General features: G+C 33.4%; 16 protein-coding genes. 12 read left to right on the top strand and 4 right to left on the bottom strand.

The window, feature by feature from the left end:
- The first annotated feature begins 151 nt into the window (after positions 1–151).
- The 11 genes from K5V07_RS10375 to K5V07_RS10325 all read left to right on the top strand — a co-directional run bounded on the left by K5V07_RS10375 (position 152) and on the right by K5V07_RS10325 (position 11,081).
- Positions 152–2,341, top strand: a complete 2,190-nt coding sequence (locus K5V07_RS10375) for a glutamine synthetase III (protein ID WP_221917431.1) — start codon at positions 152–154, stop codon at positions 2,339–2,341.
- Positions 2,342–2,866: 525 nt separating this feature from the next.
- On the top strand, positions 2,867–3,751 hold the full coding sequence (locus tag K5V07_RS10370) for a hypothetical protein (protein ID WP_144892864.1): 885 nt from the start codon (positions 2,867–2,869) through the stop codon (positions 3,749–3,751).
- Between the two features lie 68 nt (positions 3,752–3,819).
- Positions 3,820–4,350: a hypothetical protein gene (locus K5V07_RS10365; protein WP_221917430.1), complete on the top strand. Its 531-nt coding sequence runs from the start codon at positions 3,820–3,822 to the stop codon at positions 4,348–4,350.
- Positions 4,347–4,754 (top strand): hypothetical protein, encoded by a 408-nt coding sequence (locus K5V07_RS10360; RefSeq protein ID WP_144892860.1) that lies wholly within the window; start codon positions 4,347–4,349, stop codon positions 4,752–4,754. Before K5V07_RS10365 ends, K5V07_RS10360 begins: the two co-directional genes overlap by 4 nt.
- A 5-nt stretch (positions 4,755–4,759) precedes the next feature.
- On the top strand, positions 4,760–5,080 hold the full coding sequence (locus K5V07_RS10355) for a CsgE family curli-type amyloid fiber assembly protein (protein ID WP_370632517.1): 321 nt from the start codon (positions 4,760–4,762) through the stop codon (positions 5,078–5,080).
- Positions 5,081–5,096: 16 nt separating this feature from the next.
- Complete coding sequence (locus K5V07_RS10350) at positions 5,097–5,501, top strand: curli assembly protein CsgF (RefSeq protein WP_144892858.1); 405 nt, start codon at positions 5,097–5,099, stop codon at positions 5,499–5,501.
- 1 nt (position 5,502) lies between these two features.
- Positions 5,503–6,891: a CsgG/HfaB family protein gene (locus K5V07_RS10345; RefSeq protein WP_221917429.1), complete on the top strand. Its 1,389-nt coding sequence runs from the start codon at positions 5,503–5,505 to the stop codon at positions 6,889–6,891.
- 43 nt (positions 6,892–6,934) lie between these two features.
- Entirely contained in the window at positions 6,935–8,428 is a 1,494-nt protein-coding gene (locus tag K5V07_RS10340) for a carboxypeptidase regulatory-like domain-containing protein (RefSeq protein WP_221917428.1), read from the top strand.
- 209 nt (positions 8,429–8,637) lie between these two features.
- Positions 8,638–9,438, top strand: a complete 801-nt coding sequence (locus K5V07_RS10335) for an OmpA family protein (RefSeq protein WP_221917427.1) — start codon at positions 8,638–8,640, stop codon at positions 9,436–9,438.
- Positions 9,439–9,536: 98 nt separating this feature from the next.
- Entirely contained in the window at positions 9,537–10,715 is a 1,179-nt protein-coding gene (locus K5V07_RS10330) for an AIR synthase related protein (RefSeq protein ID WP_221917426.1), read from the top strand.
- A gap of 9 nt (positions 10,716–10,724) precedes the next feature.
- Positions 10,725–11,081, top strand: a complete 357-nt coding sequence (locus tag K5V07_RS10325) for a hypothetical protein (RefSeq protein WP_221917425.1) — start codon at positions 10,725–10,727, stop codon at positions 11,079–11,081.
- Between the two features lie 115 nt (positions 11,082–11,196).
- Here the strand turns inward: K5V07_RS10325 and K5V07_RS10320 are convergent, their stop codons facing one another.
- On the bottom strand, positions 11,197–14,022 hold the full coding sequence (locus K5V07_RS10320; RefSeq protein ID WP_221917424.1) for a pitrilysin family protein: 2,826 nt from the start codon (positions 14,020–14,022) through the stop codon (positions 11,197–11,199).
- 273 nt (positions 14,023–14,295) lie between these two features.
- On the opposite strand from K5V07_RS10320, the gene K5V07_RS10315 reads away from it, so the two are divergent.
- Positions 14,296–14,736 (top strand): hypothetical protein, encoded by a 441-nt coding sequence (locus K5V07_RS10315; protein ID WP_086453237.1) that lies wholly within the window; start codon positions 14,296–14,298, stop codon positions 14,734–14,736.
- Positions 14,737–14,795: 59 nt separating this feature from the next.
- Here K5V07_RS10315 and K5V07_RS10310 read toward each other — a convergent pair whose 3' ends face one another.
- Genes K5V07_RS10310 through gldI form a run of 3 tightly spaced genes read right to left on the bottom strand, consistent with a single transcriptional unit; the run spans position 14,796 to position 17,736 of the window.
- Complete coding sequence (locus K5V07_RS10310; protein WP_221917423.1) at positions 14,796–15,929, bottom strand: peptidylprolyl isomerase; 1,134 nt, start codon at positions 15,927–15,929, stop codon at positions 14,796–14,798.
- A gap of 20 nt (positions 15,930–15,949) precedes the next feature.
- Positions 15,950–17,068: a peptidylprolyl isomerase gene (locus K5V07_RS10305; RefSeq protein WP_221917422.1), complete on the bottom strand. Its 1,119-nt coding sequence runs from the start codon at positions 17,066–17,068 to the stop codon at positions 15,950–15,952.
- 14 nt (positions 17,069–17,082) lie between these two features.
- Complete coding sequence (gene gldI / locus K5V07_RS10300) at positions 17,083–17,736, bottom strand: gliding motility-associated peptidyl-prolyl isomerase GldI (protein ID WP_221917421.1); 654 nt, start codon at positions 17,734–17,736, stop codon at positions 17,083–17,085.
- Positions 17,737–17,738: the final 2 nt, after the last annotated feature.

The following is a 17,738-nucleotide window of genomic DNA, read 5'->3' as shown; positions in this document are numbered from 1 at the left end:
ATTCATTTTTTAATGGGGGTAATATCGTTTATTGATAATTTTAGAGGGGTTAAAAATATAATTCTATAAAATAGAGATACCGTTTTTTGTCGATATTGTGTATATTTGACTTTTATTGAAACTGTTTACTACTAATTTAAATAATAACAACATGCCAACATTACGTTTTCAAGCTTTAAGAGAAGCATCGACTCGAAAGCCCGTTCAATTTGATGAAACAGGTAGAAAATCAATAATTTTTGGTTCAAATGTCTTTAATGAAAAGGCAATGAAGCAATACTTAACTTCGGATGCTTTAAAAGGAATTCAAAGTGCGGTACAACACGGAACCAAAATTGACCGTAAACTAGCAGATTACATTGCTATGGGGATGAAAGAATGGGCACTTGCAAAGGGAGTAACCCATTATACGCATTGGTTTCAGCCGCTTACAGGAACAACTGCTGAAAAACACGACGCTTTTTTTGAAACATCTCATGACGGGAGCGATCCTGTTGAAAAATTTGGTGGTGCACAATTAGTTCAACAAGAGCCTGATGCTTCCAGTTTTCCAAATGGTGGAATCAGAAATACATTTGAAGCCAGAGGATACACTGCTTGGGATCCTACATCTCCAGCGTTTATTTTTGGAACGACTCTTTGCATACCTACTGTTTTTATTTCGTACACCGGCGAAGCTTTAGATTATAAAACACCGCTGTTGCGTGCCCTTATGGTTATGGATGAAGCAGCGACAGAAGTTTGTAAATATTTTGATAAAAATGTGAAAAAAGTGACCGCCACTTTGGGTTGGGAACAAGAATATTTTTTGGTTGATAGTGCTTTAGCCAATTCACGTCCCGATTTAATCATGACGGGAAGAACACTTCTTGGGCATACTTCCGCAAAAGGTCAACAGCTTGATGATCATTATTTTGGATCGATTCCTACACGTGCGCTTACCTATATGAGAGACTTGGAGCAAGAGTGTATGCTCCTTGGAATTCCAGTAAAAACACGTCATAATGAAGTTGCTCCTAATCAATTTGAATTGGCACCAATTTTTGAAGAAACCAACTTAGCAGTTGATCATAATTGTTTGTTGATGGATGTGATGCAAAAAGTAGCCGAACGCCATGACTTAAAAGTATTGTTTCATGAAAAACCTTTTAAAGGAGTAAATGGATCTGGCAAGCACAATAACTGGTCTTTGGCAACAGATACTGGGGTTAACTTGTTGAGTCCAAGTAAAACTCCTATGAGTAATTTACAGTTTTTAACCTTTTTTATCAATACTATTAAAGCCGTTAATGATAATGAGTCTTTACTAAGAGCTGCCATTGCATCGGCTAGTAATGATCATAGGCTTGGTGCCAATGAAGCTCCTCCGGCCATTATATCGGTATTTATTGGAGAACAACTTACAAAAGTATTAGCAGAACTAGAAGGCGTAACAGCAGGAAAATTATCACCAGAAGAGAAAACCGATTTAAAACTGAACGTAGTAGGGAAAATTCCAGACGTACTTCTTGACAATACAGATCGAAATAGAACTTCGCCTTTTGCTTTTACAGGAAATAAATTTGAATTTAGAGCCGTAGGGTCAACAGCCAATTGCTCTAATGCCATGACAACATTAAACGCTATTGTTGCTAAACAATTGAGAGATTTTAAAGTTGAGGTTGATGCCTTAATCGATTCTAAGGATATGAAGAAGGACGATGCAATCTTTAATGTATTGAGAGAATACATTAAGCAATCTAAAAAAATCCTTTTTGAGGGTGATGGCTATAGCGAAGAATGGGAAGTTGAAGCAAAAAAACGCGGTTTAAGTAATTTTAAAACTACGCCCGAAGCTTTAAAAGCTAGAATTTCTAAGCAGTCTCTAGACTTGTTCTCAGAGTTAAACATCATGAATCATGTAGAAGTGGAGGCACGATATGAAATTGAATTAGAGGAATACACTAAAAAAATACAAATAGAAGGTAGAGTTCTAGGAGATATATCTAAGAATCATGTTATACCAACTGCTATTAAGTACCAAAATACGTTGATTGCCAATGTAAAAGGGTTGAAAGATATTTTTGGAGCTGATTTTGAAACGATTGCTAAGGAGCAAATTAATCTTATCAAAGAAATTTCGGGACATATTGAAGGGATAAATTCAAAAGTTGAAGAAATGACAGATGAAAGAAGAAAAGCAAATACTTTAACAAATGCTCAAGAAATGGCCGAAGCTTATTGTGATAAAGTAAAACCTTATTTTGAGATTATTAGAAACCACTGTGATAAACTAGAGTTACTAGTTGATAACGAAATTTGGACCTTGACTAAATATCGAGAATTGTTATTTACAAAGTAAATTAAAGTATCGTTTATAAGATATTCTTAATTGCAAAGTAAGTACACATTATAAGAAAATGCCTCTCTGTTTTAGAGAGGCATTTTTTTATCCATTTCAGGCATAATCTGTGAGATTTTTTTTTTCGACCTAAATAATAAAAGGATACAATCAAAAAAGCATTAAATTTTGTTTATGAATAAATTACGATCAATATACTTTTAAATATGTCTGTTTCATTTTTTTTTTAAAAATTTGAGACCTAATAATTTATTTTTTCAAAAATATATATGTTCTTTTTTTTAATTGGTGTATTTCATCGATTTATATGACCCCTTAATCGGATTTACATCTAACTATCTGTAAAACACGTATTTATACTTGGGTTGATTTTAAAATGCTTCTCTATCTTTGACATGTGGAAATCAAAAAGTAAAAAAAAATAAGTTTTGAAATTACATTTGATTTCTTAAAAAGAAGATCCCCAAATCACTTTTTTGTACCTACATAATAATTTGTATTAACAACCAATTAAATATATTTATTATGAAAAAAGTAGTTTTAAGCATCTCCGCGATGCTATTAGTAGGAGCAGCATCTTATGCGCAACCAGGTCCAGTAGCTGGAGCTAATTCAAGTTTGGTAGGTCAAACTGGAACTTCTCAAAGTGCGGTAGTACATCAAATTGGAACATCACAAAGTTCTAAAATTAAGCAAGCGACAAGCAACAATGATGCTTTTGTTTATCAAGGAGTACTTCCAGGGCAAATGTTTGTGTCTTCTGCTAACGCTTCAGCAAAGAACATCGCTGATGTTGATCAAAAAGGGGACGACAACCGTGCTTACATCTCTCAAAACAATTGGGATAACAGAGCTACCCAAAAACAAGTTGGAGATAAAAACGATGCCACGATTTGGCAAGATGAAGTTCAAGTAGCAACAGGCTCATTATTTGGGGATGATGATGCTACCCAAACACAAACAGGTAATAATAACAAAGCCACTATTGATCAAGGGACTTCAGGAAATAATCCTATTCCTGCCGTTGGGACTTTTTCACTTATGGTGCCACTTACGTCAGCTATACCAATGACTCCACATGGAGACAACGAAGCTACTCAAACTCAAAACGGCAACTTCAATCTAGCCTATACGAGTCAAGGTGGTGACAAAAACAAATCAACTATTACCCAAAACAGTGTTGGTAAAGCTACGTCTTTAACCGAAAGAAATGTGGCTAATCATTATCAATATGGTAAAGAAAACATTGCGTTAACTACACAAAATGGATTCAAAAATCTAGATAATATTTTGCAAGAGGGAAAATCAAATACCTCTACAACAATGCAAACAGGATTTAGTTCAGGAAACATCAATACCGTTTCTCAGCAAGGGAATTACAATGTATCTAGTGTAACTCAAAGTAACTAATAGAGCAATCATGAAGATTGGAGCAGCTTTGTAGCTGCCCCATCTTTTTTTAATTTAAAAGCAATAGTATGAAAATTCGAGTACTGTGTTTTGTCATTGCTGTGTTATTTTCGTTGCAGCTCATTTCTGCTCAAGGAACAGAAACTTCACAAGGTAAAAACTTAGATATAGCTATAATGGGAGATAAAGAAGGTTCTTTATATCTATCTACAACTAACTTATCAGGAAATACAACTGCTAAGCAACAAGCTTTTGATAATACTGTGCAAATGCAACAGATTGGGGAGTATAATACTTTTAATGCGGTATTAAGATCAAATACTACTGCTGTATCAGTGTTTCAAAAAGGAAATAATAATACGATTTTGTTGAATAGTCAAGCGCTCTCAATTGAAAAAAAAGTACTACAGCAAGGTGATAATAATGCCATTTACGATTTTGCTTCCTACAGTAGATATGATGTCAAAAATGAATTTGTGCAAAAAGGGAATAATCTAACTATCAATAGTTTTGGTTCCAATTCAATCTCACGAGATTTAAAAATTATTCAGTCAGGAAATGGTGCTACCGTACTATTGATCAATAATTCAAAATTATGAAAATAGTACTCTCTAATTTCTCATTATATATTTTTTTGTTTTTGGGTTGTACATCTTATTCCCAAACAACAAACACAGTTGTAAAAGCAAAAATAGTGATAGATAAAACGGAAACCAATATAAAAATAACTGGCACTGCCGAAAATTTATCGGATGGTGTACAGAGCTTATCCTATAAATTATCAGTAATTAAAAAAAATACTGTAAATGATAATCAATCAAATAATGTTCAAGAAGGATTTTTTTCTTTAAATCCAAGTGAAAATAAAAATCTGTCAACAACAGAAGTTAATTTGGGCAATACAGATGAGGTTATTGTTTTGTTACTTTTTTATAATGAAAATAAGCAGTTAATAGGAAAGGATCGAGTAGTTCTAAATGCTCAAAAAAAAAAGACAACGTAGCTAATATTCCTGCTGACGGTTTTGAAATAATAGGAATTATTTCAAATGAAACGAAGACTAAAGTAGGTAAAGATTTTTACGATTTATATTTCTATCTCTATAATGAGTATAAAATTAATGCCAAAAAAATTGTCTTTTTAACAGAGGAATTTAGTTTTGGTAGAAATACCAAGATAGTAATCACGATAGAGAATGATATTATATATGAATTTTTAGCACGTCCAGATGAAGAATATTTAAATGAAATGGGAGAACAAGCTATTTATGCCACGTATTTACACCTTAAGAATTTAGAAAAACAAAACAAATATTTTACTCAGTATTAATTTTATCTACAAACTTATGAGATTATTATATGTCTTAACAATCGTTTTTTTTGGTTTTCAATCCGTAATAGCACAGGATTTAGTATACAAACCTAAAAATCCTGCTTTTGGAGGTGATACATTTAATTATCAATGGCTGGCAAGTTCGGCGGAGTCCCAAAATAAGTTTACAGACAAATCAATTTCGCAACCTGCTCAAACTGAACTTGAGCGGTTTACATCAAGCTTAAACTCGCTACTTTTAAGTCAAGTTTCGAGCTCCTTGTTTAAGCAACAATTTGGTAATGATGGTATTAAAATAGGTTCCTACACTTTTGGTAGTCTTTCTGTAGAGGTGTATCCTTCATCAGGAGGATTAACGGTAGATATCTTAGATACTAAAACAGGTGAACAAACACAAGTAATCATCCCAAATCGATAATATGAATACATTAAAATGTGTACCCTTACTTATTTTTTTTTTAATTTCCAGTTGTGGAGCATATTACAATCAACCTACTGGTGTAGAAAAGGCAGTAATTGGAGAAAATACTCCAGCAACAACACTCTTGAAAGAGTTGCCCAAGCCTAAAGAGCCGATAGTAGTTGGGCTTTATAAATTTCGAGACCAAACTGGACAGTACAAAGCTACTGAAAATGGTAGCAATTTTAGTACAGCCGTAACCCAAGGGGCTACATCAATTTTAATTAAAGCGCTTGAAGATTCAAAATGGTTTATTCCCATCGAAAGAGAAAATATTGGTAATTTATTGCAAGAACGTAATCTTATTCGGTCTACACGGCAAGAATATTCCAAAGATGTTGATCCTAATGTACCGCAAATTACACCTTTATTATACGCGGGTGTTCTACTGGAAGGTGGAATTATTTCCTATGACTCTAATATAATTACTGGCGGGTTTGGAGCGCGTTATTTCGGTACTGGTGGATCTATTAAATACAGACAAGATCGTGTAACTGTTTATTTAAGAATGGTATCTACGGCAAATGGTAAAATTTTAAAATCAGTTTATATTTCAAAGACAATTTTATCGCAAGCAATCGATCAAAGTCTTTTTAAATATGTCAATTTCAAAAGATTATTAGAAGTAGAAACGGGATATACAACAAACGAGCCCGTGCAAATGGCCGTTACAGAGGCGATTGAAAAAGCAGTTGCGACTTTGGTCTTAGAAGGAATCAAAGAAAAAATTTGGGAATCTGATGTACCTAAACCAGAAGTTGACGCAATCCTAACTAAGTATGAAAAAGAAAATTCAGATGCTGCTACTACGGCAATTTATGGCAGGAAATTACAAGAAAGAAGATCTCGTTTCGCAATGGAATTAACTGGAGGTGTTGCACTAATAGATGGAGATTATCCTAACGCCATGTTTCGCCCAATGGGTCGTGGTGCCTTAAAATATTATTTTACTCCCGCGTTCAATGTCAGTGCTTCTACTAATGTGATGAAATTAGCTAATAAAGATCTTTTAGATGTAGGTTATGCAACATTTGATCTTAATCTTGAATTTATGGTTTTGCCAAAGGATAAGTTTTCACCCTATCTATTTGCGGGTGGTGGCTATGGTGCAAACAAAAATTTTGAAAACAAGCATACTAAAGCTCAATATGGACTGGGATTAGAATATATGGTTTCAAAAGCCATAGGAATCAAACTTTATGGCGAACATAATCTAAACTTTAGTGACAACATTGACTATCAAATAAGAGGAGTGCGTGATGATTTTTATTATCGTTTTGGTTTTGGAATCACGTATTATTTTTTTAATAGCAAAAAAAATACTGTTTCAAAAAACATATCGAAATAAGAACATTACCATGAGCTATTCATTCAACTATAATACCTTAACAATGAAAATTATCCATCTTATACAAGCTCTTTTTTTTGTGTTTTTTTTGAGTTCATGCAGTGAAGAAAAATTAGCTGGAGACGAATTCGGGACTATCGAAGGGAAAATTGTCAGTGCCATTGATTTTAAACCTTTAGCTAATGTCAAAGTGTTTTCTAGTCCCAGTACAAGTATCGTTTTTACAGATGAAGCAGGGAAATTTGTTCTTACAAATGTAAAGGTGGGAGATTATTCTCTAGAAGCGCAAAAGGAAGGTTTTTTGGCAAAATTTGAACCTGCAAAGGTTAACAGGGATCAAATAACAAATATTGTATTTGAGCTAAAGCTATCAACATCTAACAATAAACCTCCTACTGCTACGGTATTAACTTCGCCCTTGGATAATACTGTAGATCAGCCTATAGAATTAAATTTAAATTTCTCAGCTACAGATCCGGATAAGGACGTCCTGAAGTATGAAATTATATTAAGGAAGAACACTAGCAATGAGGTTACGGTATACAAAGACATTGCAGCTAGTACATACTTGTTGAAAGATTTAGCATATAACACGAAGTATTTTTGGCAAGTTGCAGTATCCGATGGAATCAATCCTCCAGTATTAAGTACAGTACAAACTTTTACAACGATTGGCTTTCCAAACGCAAGGTTTTTATTTGTTAGAAAAATAAATGACAATAATGTGATTTTTTCTGGCGATGAGACCGGGAAAAGCGTCCAAATTACAACATCGAATACTAATAGTTGGAGACCAAGAAAAAACATTCCATCAAATAAAATTGCTTTTATAAGATCAAGTGGCGCGCAAAATCACTTGTATACTATGAATCCAGATGGATCTGGAATACTTAAAGTCACTAACTCTATTCCTATTGCTGGATTTAACTCGGACTTTATCAATTTCTCGTGGAACGCCTCAGGCAGTCAATTAATCTATCCTTATTTTGACAAATTGTATAAAATTAATGCTGATGGCAGTGGCTTGACCAAAATTTATCAAACAACAAATGGAAAATTCATTTCAGAATGTGATTGGAGCAACGACGGAACAAAAATTGCCTTGAAAGTAAATGACGCAAGCGGTTACAATACTGAAATCTTTGTTATCAATGCCATAGGTACAGTTATTAATCAAGTGTTATCTGGTACACAAGGTGCCACTGGAGGGTTGAATTTCTCTGTAAATGGGCAGCGATTACTCTTTACCAGAGATGTTTCAGGCTTTGAAGATGCGAATTACAGACAGCTGGATACAAAAGTTTTTCAGTGTACATTAAGTTCAAATCAAATAACAGACATTGGTCTAGAAAAACCATTGGGAACCTTAGATTTAGATGTGAGATACGCCCCCAATGAAGCAGAGTTAATTTTGATGAATACCTCAAACGATGGTTTATCGATTAAAAATATTATAAAATATACACCTGCAACAAATAATGTAGGAGGATCTCGAATGCTTTTATTTTCTAATGCAAGTATGCCTGATTGGGAATAAATAAAATTAATGATTTAAAAAAAGCATCTAATTAGTACGAATTAGATGCTTTTTTGCGTTTAATTATAAGTTTTTTAAGTTACGTATTTGATAGCAAAAAAAAATGTTCTTATTAAAGCTAGAGTCAAAAAGGGTTGCATAAATAGGTATCAAATAATTAACAATAAACAATGAGGAGTATTATACTTTTTTTACTACTGTGTTTCAAAATGAATTCTCAGGAGAAAATTATGCTGTATTTTGATTTAGATCAAGATCAACCTAATCTTCATTCGCAAAGAGTTTTTCAAAAATGGTTAGATGAAAATAAAGAAGTAAATGTGATTAAAATTGAAGGATATTGTGACAGTACTGCATCAAATAATTACAATAAGCAATTAGCACTTAGGCGCGCTGTAAACGTGCAAAAGCACTTAATATGCAACAATTTTTTATTAGATAGTACTCTAGTTATTGATAATATTGGAGAAGATTTTATAGGAGCAACACAAGAATTTATCAATAGGAAAGTAATTGTATATTATCAAAAAAAATCTAATTCTAAAATTCAAGAAGTATTCGTAAGCAAATTAAATCAAAGTGAGGTTACAGATCTGCCTAAATCCCCAAAAAGCAATAATGATAATAACACCTTAATTTCACAAATTCAACAAGCTAAAGTAGGTGATTTTGTTACTTTACGAAATATAAATTTTAAATTTAACTCAGAGGTTATGGTCAATTCCTCTATGGCGAATTTGAATGAGCTTTTACAAATTATGAGGAGTCAACTCAGTTTAAATATTGAAATTCACGGTCATATTTGCTGTAATCCAGATCCAAATGACGTGAAGTTATCCAATCGTCGCGCAAAATCGGTTCATGATTATTTAATTAAAAACGGAATTCAGCAAAGGAGATTGGCATACAAAGGTTATGGTAGTAATAAACCCATTTTTACATTACCAGAAAAAAACGAAATACAACGTGCAGCTAATAGAAGAGTAGAGATTTTAATCCTTCAAAAATAGTGCAATAAATCCTAAAATCAAGTTCCTTATTCCTAAATCAAATTAGTATCTTTGCGCCACAACTAACTGCCTAAAAGCAGGCTTCACAACTAAATTAAATGAGTTCAGATACTTCAAAAAGGTATGCACTTCGCGGTGTTTCGGCATCCAAAGAAGATGTGCACAATGCCATTAAAAACATTGATAAGGGATTATTTCCACAAGCTTTCTGCAAAATTGTACCCGATTATTTAACACAAGACAAGGACTATTGCCTGATTATGCATGCTGATGGAGCGGGTACTAAATCGTCACTAGCGTATATGTATTGGAAAGAGACAGGTGATCTTTCCGTATGGAAAGGAATTGCTCAAGATGCATTAATAATGAATATTGATGACTTATTGTGTGTAGGGGCAACCGATAATATTTTACTTTCATCAACCATTGGAAGAAATAAGAATTTAATTCCAGCCGAAGTAATTTCAGCAATTATTAATGGTACCGAGGAGTTAATAAAAGAGCTTGATTCTTATGGTGTTACTATTCATTCTACTGGCGGTGAGACTGCTGATGTAGGTGATATTGTGCGCACTATAATTGTAGATTCAACGGTTACAGCGCGCATGAAGCGTTCAAAAGTAATCGATAATGCCAATATTAAAGCAGGTGATGTTATTGTAGGTCTAGCTTCTTTTGGTCAAGCAACTTATGAAAAAAGTTACAATGGCGGAATGGGAAGTAACGGACTTACATCAGCCCGTCATGATGTTTTCGAAAAATACTTAGCGACAAAATATCCTGAAAGTTTTGATGCTGCAGTTCCAGAAGAGCTGATTTATTCGGGACAAGTTAAATTAACAGATGCAGTTGCAAATTCGCCTATAGATGCAGGACAGTTAGTGCTTTCGCCTACGCGAACGTATGCGCCTATTATCAAGAAAATTTTAGATACATATTCGTCAAATGAAATACATGGTATGGTACACTGCAGCGGTGGTGCCCAAACCAAGATTTTACATTTTGTAGAAAATCTACACATTATAAAGGATAATTTATTTCCTGTACCACCATTGTTTCAATTAATTCAGGAACAATCAAAAACAGATTGGAAAGAGATGTATCAGGTTTTCAACTGCGGCCATCGAATGGAGCTTTATGTTCCTGAGGCAGTTGCACAAGATATCATTGCGATTTCAAAATCGTTCCATGTTGATGCACAAATTGTAGGTAGAGTAGAAGATTCTGAAACAAAAAAGCTTACCATAAAAAGTGAATATGGAGCTTTTGAATATTAAAAATAATTTATGTACGAATTAATCTTTTGGAAATATCAAGAAGGAATTTATTTAAACCACCATTTAGTTTATGAGGCATTGCTTGAGGAGCAATTTGTTGAAGGACTAGAGGAATTGCCTGTGCCTGTAATTTGGAATAGATTGGCATCAGTTTTTTCTAACTGGGAGAAAGTAGATGAAAACAGCTGGAAGAATCCAAATGGAAAAGGTGCGTTTCAAGTAAAATCAACTTCTCAAAGTATTTTAATTGATTGCTATGGTACCGATGGAAAAACTATGAACTTACTCTCAGATACATTGGAGGAATTTAAATGTTCTTTGTATGACCCACAAGTTCCTGTACGTTATGATGAAATGAATGAGTAGAGAAACCTTTTAGTCTCACCTAATATAAAAATAATTTTTCTGATTCGAAATGCTACTTTTACGTAGCTGGTGAATCAGAAAAATTATTTTTTTGTTTTGTAATACTGCTGTTTTATTAATTTGGTTTTGGGCTATTTATTAATTTGGGTGTGCCAAAACCTAATTGTTCTAATTTTTTCAATTGCGTTTCAGCATCTCCTACAATGAGATAAATCATTTTATTTGGATCTAAATATTTTTTCGCAAGAGTTTTTATATCATCTATTGTAATATTTTTTACAATGTTCTCCTGTTTTTTTGCGTAATCATCCGTGTAATTGTAATTACTAATGTCATAGAGCATTTCAAGTTTTGATGATAATGTTTCAAAAGCTCTAGCATTACTTTTGATCAAATAACTTTTTGTAACATCGAGATCATTTGCATTGAAATTAGCACCATATTTTTGTAATATATCTTTAACTAATGCAACAGATTCAAAAGTAACATTAGAACGAACACCACTCGATACTGCAAAAAATCCTTTATTTACAGATCCCATAAACATGGAGCTAATACCGTATGTGTATCCTTTTCCTTCACGTAATTCTTGTGTTAATTGTGATGCAAAACTCCCTCCTCCCAAACGGTAATTTAAAATTTGAGCTGGATAATAGTCGGTGTCAGTAGCTTCAAGTGCGGGATAGCCAATTCGTATTACAGATTGTTTAGCTCCTGGAACATCATAAAAATAGACTTGTGAGCTTGAAATAGCTATTGTATTGGCATTAGTTGGAATAACAATATTTTTAGTACTCCAATTTTTACTTATTATTTTTAAGGAGTTTGAAACACTGTTTTTATTCACGGCCCCAACTACATGAAAATTAACATTTGAAGGAGACATATTCGTAGTGAAATAGTTTTTCAAGTCATCAATGGTGATTGAAATAACGGTTTTTTCAGTTCCAATTCGATTATTAGATAAAATAGATGTGCCAAAAAGTAATTTTTTAAACTCAATTCTCGCAATACTATTAGGATCTGCTTTTTGCTGCATTATTTGACTCAGTATACTTTGTTTTATAAGTTCAAATTCTTTGGTATCCCATCGTGGTTGCAATAAAATTTCTTGTACTAATGCCATAGTAGCGGTATAGTTTTTTGCTAGTGTGGTACCGTAAATTGAAATAGCTTCATCACTTGCTGTTGCTTTTATGGTAGCGCCAAGACTCTCAATAGCATTTTCTAATTGTTCAGGTGTTTTATTTGCGGTTCCTTTGGTCATCAGTTCGGCAAGCATGTTTGAAATTCCAATTTTTTCTGAATTTTCTAGTAATAAACCTCCTTTTACTTGTAATTGAAATTGTACTAGAGGTACTTCATAGTTTTCGATACCCAAAAGGGACATTCCTGATGGCAATTTATCTTTCCAAACCACAGGTAAAATTACATCTGGACTAGCGCCGTATGCTGGTTCAATGCTTCGGTCAAATTTTGAAGGAGTTTTTTCATAAGTTGCCGCTATACTTGCATCAAATGTATCTTCTTTGCCTTCAACGATTTTTTCTTCAACTACATCGGCTAGTATCGACCCATCTAAAATTAAATTTTTTTCTCCTTTTGGAACAAAACTAGTTGCTACAAAAGGCTTGCCCTGAATGTATTTTTTGTACACACGCATTACATCATCACGGGTTACAGCTAATATATTTTTTACATCTTCATTAATGTATTCTGGTGTTCCAGCAAATATCTCGTATTGTGCAAGTTGAAATCCTTTTCCAAGTACACTTGATAAATTGTTATAAAAAGCAGTTTCTTGTCCTGCTTTAATTCTGTCTAAATCTTGTTGCGAAATACCTTCAGTTTCAAATTTTGTGAAAGCTTCGGTGACACCATTCATGACCTCATTTAAATTTGTTTTATCAAAAGCGGTGACACTAAGCATGTATTGTCCTGCTATTTCAGAGTTGTACTGAAAAACATCTGCAGCATCAGTAATTTTTTTATCTTCTACTAAGGTTTTGTACAAAGGAGCTTTTTTACCTTTTGAAAGATAACTGGCAAGTACTTCCAGGGCATAGCTGTCTGGATGGTATTCATAAACTGATGGCCATGTAAGAGTAAGTTGTGGAAGTTTTGCAAAATTGTCTTCGTAGTACAGTTTTTTGGTAGCAGGTAACACAACAGCTTGTTTTTCCATTTTTGGGATAGCGTCGCCACGTTTTATTTCGCCAAAATATTTTTCTACCCAAATTTTGGTTTGGTTTACATCAATATCTCCTGCAATTGTTAGTGTGACATTGTTAGGGACATACCAGCGCTTGTAAAAATTCTTAACATCATCTAATGTTGCGTTCTGTAAATCTTCAAGAGATCCTATTACATCCCAGTTGTAAGGATGAGTAGACGGATATAAATTTTTTGAAATCACTGAGAAGTTATTACCATAAGGTCTGTTATCATAGCTTTGTCTTTTTTCGTTTTTTACTACTTGCTTTTCTTTTGCTAAAACGGGTTCTGTAACCGTATTGATAAAAAAACCAAGCTTATCTGCTTCAGCCCAAATCATTTTTTCAAGAGCATCTTTAGGCACTGTTTGAAAATAATTGGTTCTATCTCGGCTAGTAGATCCATTTGCTCCCTCTCCACCTATGCGAGCACTCATTTTATCAAGTCCTCCTTTTCCTAAATTTTCAGATTCAAGGAAAAGTAAATGCTCAAATAAATGTGCAAAACCAGTTCTCCCTTTTATTTCTCTTGCCGAACCCACATGACTTGTTAGTGCAACAGCCACAACAGGATCTGATCTATCAATATGCAAAATGACTTGTAAGCCATTGTCTAAAGTGAATTTTTCAAAATCAACTTTGAATTCTTTTGAATCTTTTTTTTGGGAGTAAGAATTAATAGCGCTAAGAACTACCATACAGTACAGGAGTAGTTTGTTTGTTTTCATAGACAAAATTTAATTTTTTTATAGGATTTTTTTGGTGCTTAAAAGTAAGAAATAAATGGGTACAATGATACGCGACTCTGTTTTATTACTATCACTCACTAAACATTTCTGTGGAGTAGTATTCTTGTTATTTTAAAAATTTAATCCTGTGCAAATTGATGGCTAAACTTCTTTTTATTACAATAAATAGAGATTAAAACCTCAATAGTCCTGATTGATTTTCTAATAATGAAGTATCTTTGCATCACTATTTTAATTTTAAAGTAAAACGTAATGAAAATAAATACAAAAAACGGAATTGATAAACTCATTTTTGGAATGAAACAAAATGATGTTACCGCTATTTACGGAAAACCAAACCGAAATTATAAGGACGAGGATGACAATATTATTTATGCATACAACTCTTTAAAAATGCGTTTGACTTTTTATGTTGAAGAAGATTTTAAATTAGGATACATCGTTGCATCAAGCCCAGAACTAGAGCTTTTTGGTAACAAAATCATCAATAAAAAAATTAGTGATGTTAAAAAAGATTTAGTTAGCAAGTCTATAACTAAATTTACTCAAGAGGAATTTGATACTTTTGAGAATTATTTTAACGAAGAAAACTGGATGATTTTTCAAACAGAATTTGATGAGGTTGTAAAATTTGAATTGGGAGCAATTATCAATCAAAAAGATGAGTTTGATTGGAAATTCGGTAAAAAATAGAGTTATAAAAAAACACCGATGAAATTTAAGATATCATCGGTGTTTTTTTATATTTTAATTTATTTTACGGGTTCCTTTTCAAGCATTTCTAATTCAAAAATAAGCATGGTATTTGGCGGTATCACACCATTAGCGCCTCGTTCACCATAAGCCAAATTTGAAGGTATAAAAACAACTGCTTTATCCCCAAAACCCATGTTTTCAAGACCTTCAATAAAGCCAGGAATCATACCGTCTTTTTTTCCTGCTACGAAAGGAAATGCTTTGTATCCGTTTTGAGCCGCTCTTCTTTCATCATACTTACCGTAGGCTTTATTCACATTCTCATAACTGCTGTCAAATAAAGAACCATCTTCAAAATAGCCTGCGTAATTAAAATAAAATGTAGCTCCATTAGCCGGTTTTACACCTGTTCCATTTTCAACTATCTTGTAAGCTAATCCAGATGGAGTAGTAGTAGCTGTAGCTTTTATTGTAGATAGGTAAGTTTTCTTTGCTTCTTTAACAGCCTCAATCTTTTTTTGATCTTCAGTTTTAAAATTAAAGTAGTCTGAAATTACTTTTACAGCATCAAATTTCTTTGCCAAAGCACCTTTTCTAACCACGGTTACTTTTGTAATCACATCATCTTGCGCGATAGCGTTTACAATTTCCATTCCAGATGTTACATGACCAAAAACAGTATGTTTACCATCTAACCAAGGCGTTTCTTTGTGTGTGATAAAAAATTGGCTTCCATTTGTTGCAGGTCCAGCATTTGCCATGGATAAGATTCCTGGTTTATTATGCTTTAAATCAGTAATTTCATCTTTAAAAGCGTAGCCAGGACCACCTGATCCATTTCCAGAGGGATCACCACCTTGGATCATGAAATCTTTGATAACGCGGTGAAATTTTAACCCATCAAAAAAAGGTTTGCCTTTCAGGTTTTCGGGTTTTACAAATGTATTTTTTCCTTCGGCAAGTGCAATAAAATTTGCTACTGTCACGGGTGTTTTTTGGTACGCAAGTTCTAATTCTATGTTTCCTTTATTAGTAGCAATAGTCACAAATATACCTTCTGTTTCAGTTGGCTTTTTTACAATTGCCTTTGCTGTTGTAGTTGGTTTTTTTACTGGTGTTATTTTTTTTCCGGTTTGAGCTTGGATAGTAATACATCCCAGAAGTAGTAAAAACAGATATTTAAATTTCATTTTTTATAATTTTATGTAAATTAATTTTTCTCTAAAAGTTCAATTTCAAAAATAATATTGGCGTTTGGCGGTATAACTCCTCCTGCACCAGCCGCACCATATCCCAAACGGGACGGAATAAAAATCACGGCTTTGTCTCCAAAAGATAATTGTTCGATACCTTCAATGAAACCAGGAATCATGCCATCTTTTCTTCCTGCTTGAAAAGGAATAGGTTGATACCCATTTTGAGCTGCTCTGTTTTCATCGTATTTTCCAAATGTTTTTGAAACACTCTCTATACTTGTGTCAAAAAGCTCTCCATCTTCAAGAAATCCTGCATAATGTATAAAAACAGGAGTGCCATTAGATGGTTTTTTACCTCCGCTTTTTTTAGTGATTACATATTGTAAACCGGAAGGTGTTGTTGTAGCTTTTGCTTTCAAGGCAGCAAAACTTGCTACTTTTTGCTCTCTTACCACTTTGTATTTTTCATTATAAACGCGCTTGTTTTCAGCTTCAATGGCGGCTTTTTTCTTTTGATTTTCAGACTCTACTGCAAAATAGTCGGTAAAAACTTTTACCGCATTAAATTTCTTAGCAGCTTCACCATTTCTAATGATCGTTACAGATTTGATGTAATCATCTTGTTGAATTTTATTGACAACTTCCATACCTTTTTCTACCACATGACCAAAAATGGTATGCTTTCCGTCTAGCCAAGGGGTTGCAAGATGTGTGATAAAAAATTGGCTGCTATTGGTCATAGGTCCATTATTGGCCATAGCTAAAACTCCACCTTTATCAAATCGTAAGTCATTGAATTCATCCTTAAATTTATATCCTGTATCTCCAGAGCCAGTACCTAGAGGATCTCCGGTTTGTATCATAAAATCAGCAATGACTCTATGAAATTTTAAACCATCAAAAAAAGGTTTCTTTTTTAAATTTTCATTCGTTACAAACTCATTTTTTCCTTCGGCAAGTGCCACATAGTTTGCAACGGTTATAGGTGCTTTTTCAAAATCCAGTTGTACAATAATCTCCCCTTTGTTAGTTTCAATTTGAGCATACAATCCATCAGGTAAATTGGAATGATCATTTTTACAGGAATACAATGAGGCTATCGCTAGTAGCGCAATTACGATCTTTTTTTTCATTTCTAAATTAATTGTTATGGAGTTATAGTATCTTTTTCTTTGGTTACAGGTGTCGAGGCTTTTTTTGCAATAACGTCAGTTGTAGGTGCAATAGTTTGTAGAACTTCTTTTTTATACGCCACTTCGGTTTTAAAATCTCGCAATGTAACGGTACATATAATCGGTTGGTTTGTATTTATTTTTTTATCGTCTCCATGATAACCGTAAGCCATATTTGAGGGGAATAAAAAATTTACTTTCTCATTACGATGCATTAATTTGATTCCGTCACGCAATCCCATCATGATGTTTTGTTTATCAACATAATATACTTGTGGTTTTAGTTCTTCTTGAGAGTAAATCAAAGTTCCTTTTAAATCTTTAATTTCATAGTCAAACAAAGCAACGTCTCCTTTTTTAGGAGTGAGGTTATCAATTGTATTTCTTACTTCATAAGAATACCAATACCCTTTATTAGAAGCCAAGTATACTACACTTGGATTGTTTTTGATAACGTTTTGTATTTGACTTTCCTCTGTTGCAACCAATTTTTTATTGCGCAGAATCGATTTTTTCATAAAACTCCCAGACGATTGGGAGATAGGTCTTCTAGCATCCTGATGCTGTTTGCACCCCGAAAGTACAAGAAATAAAAAGAATACAACTGCAAGTAGGTTGCTGTTTTTCATGG

The sequence above is a fragment of the Flavobacterium sp. CHNK8 genome, assembly GCF_019774515.1.
GTDB classification, from domain to species: domain Bacteria; phylum Bacteroidota; class Bacteroidia; order Flavobacteriales; family Flavobacteriaceae; genus Flavobacterium; species Flavobacterium tiangeerense.
This window is presented reverse-complemented; position numbering and strand designations above follow the sequence as displayed.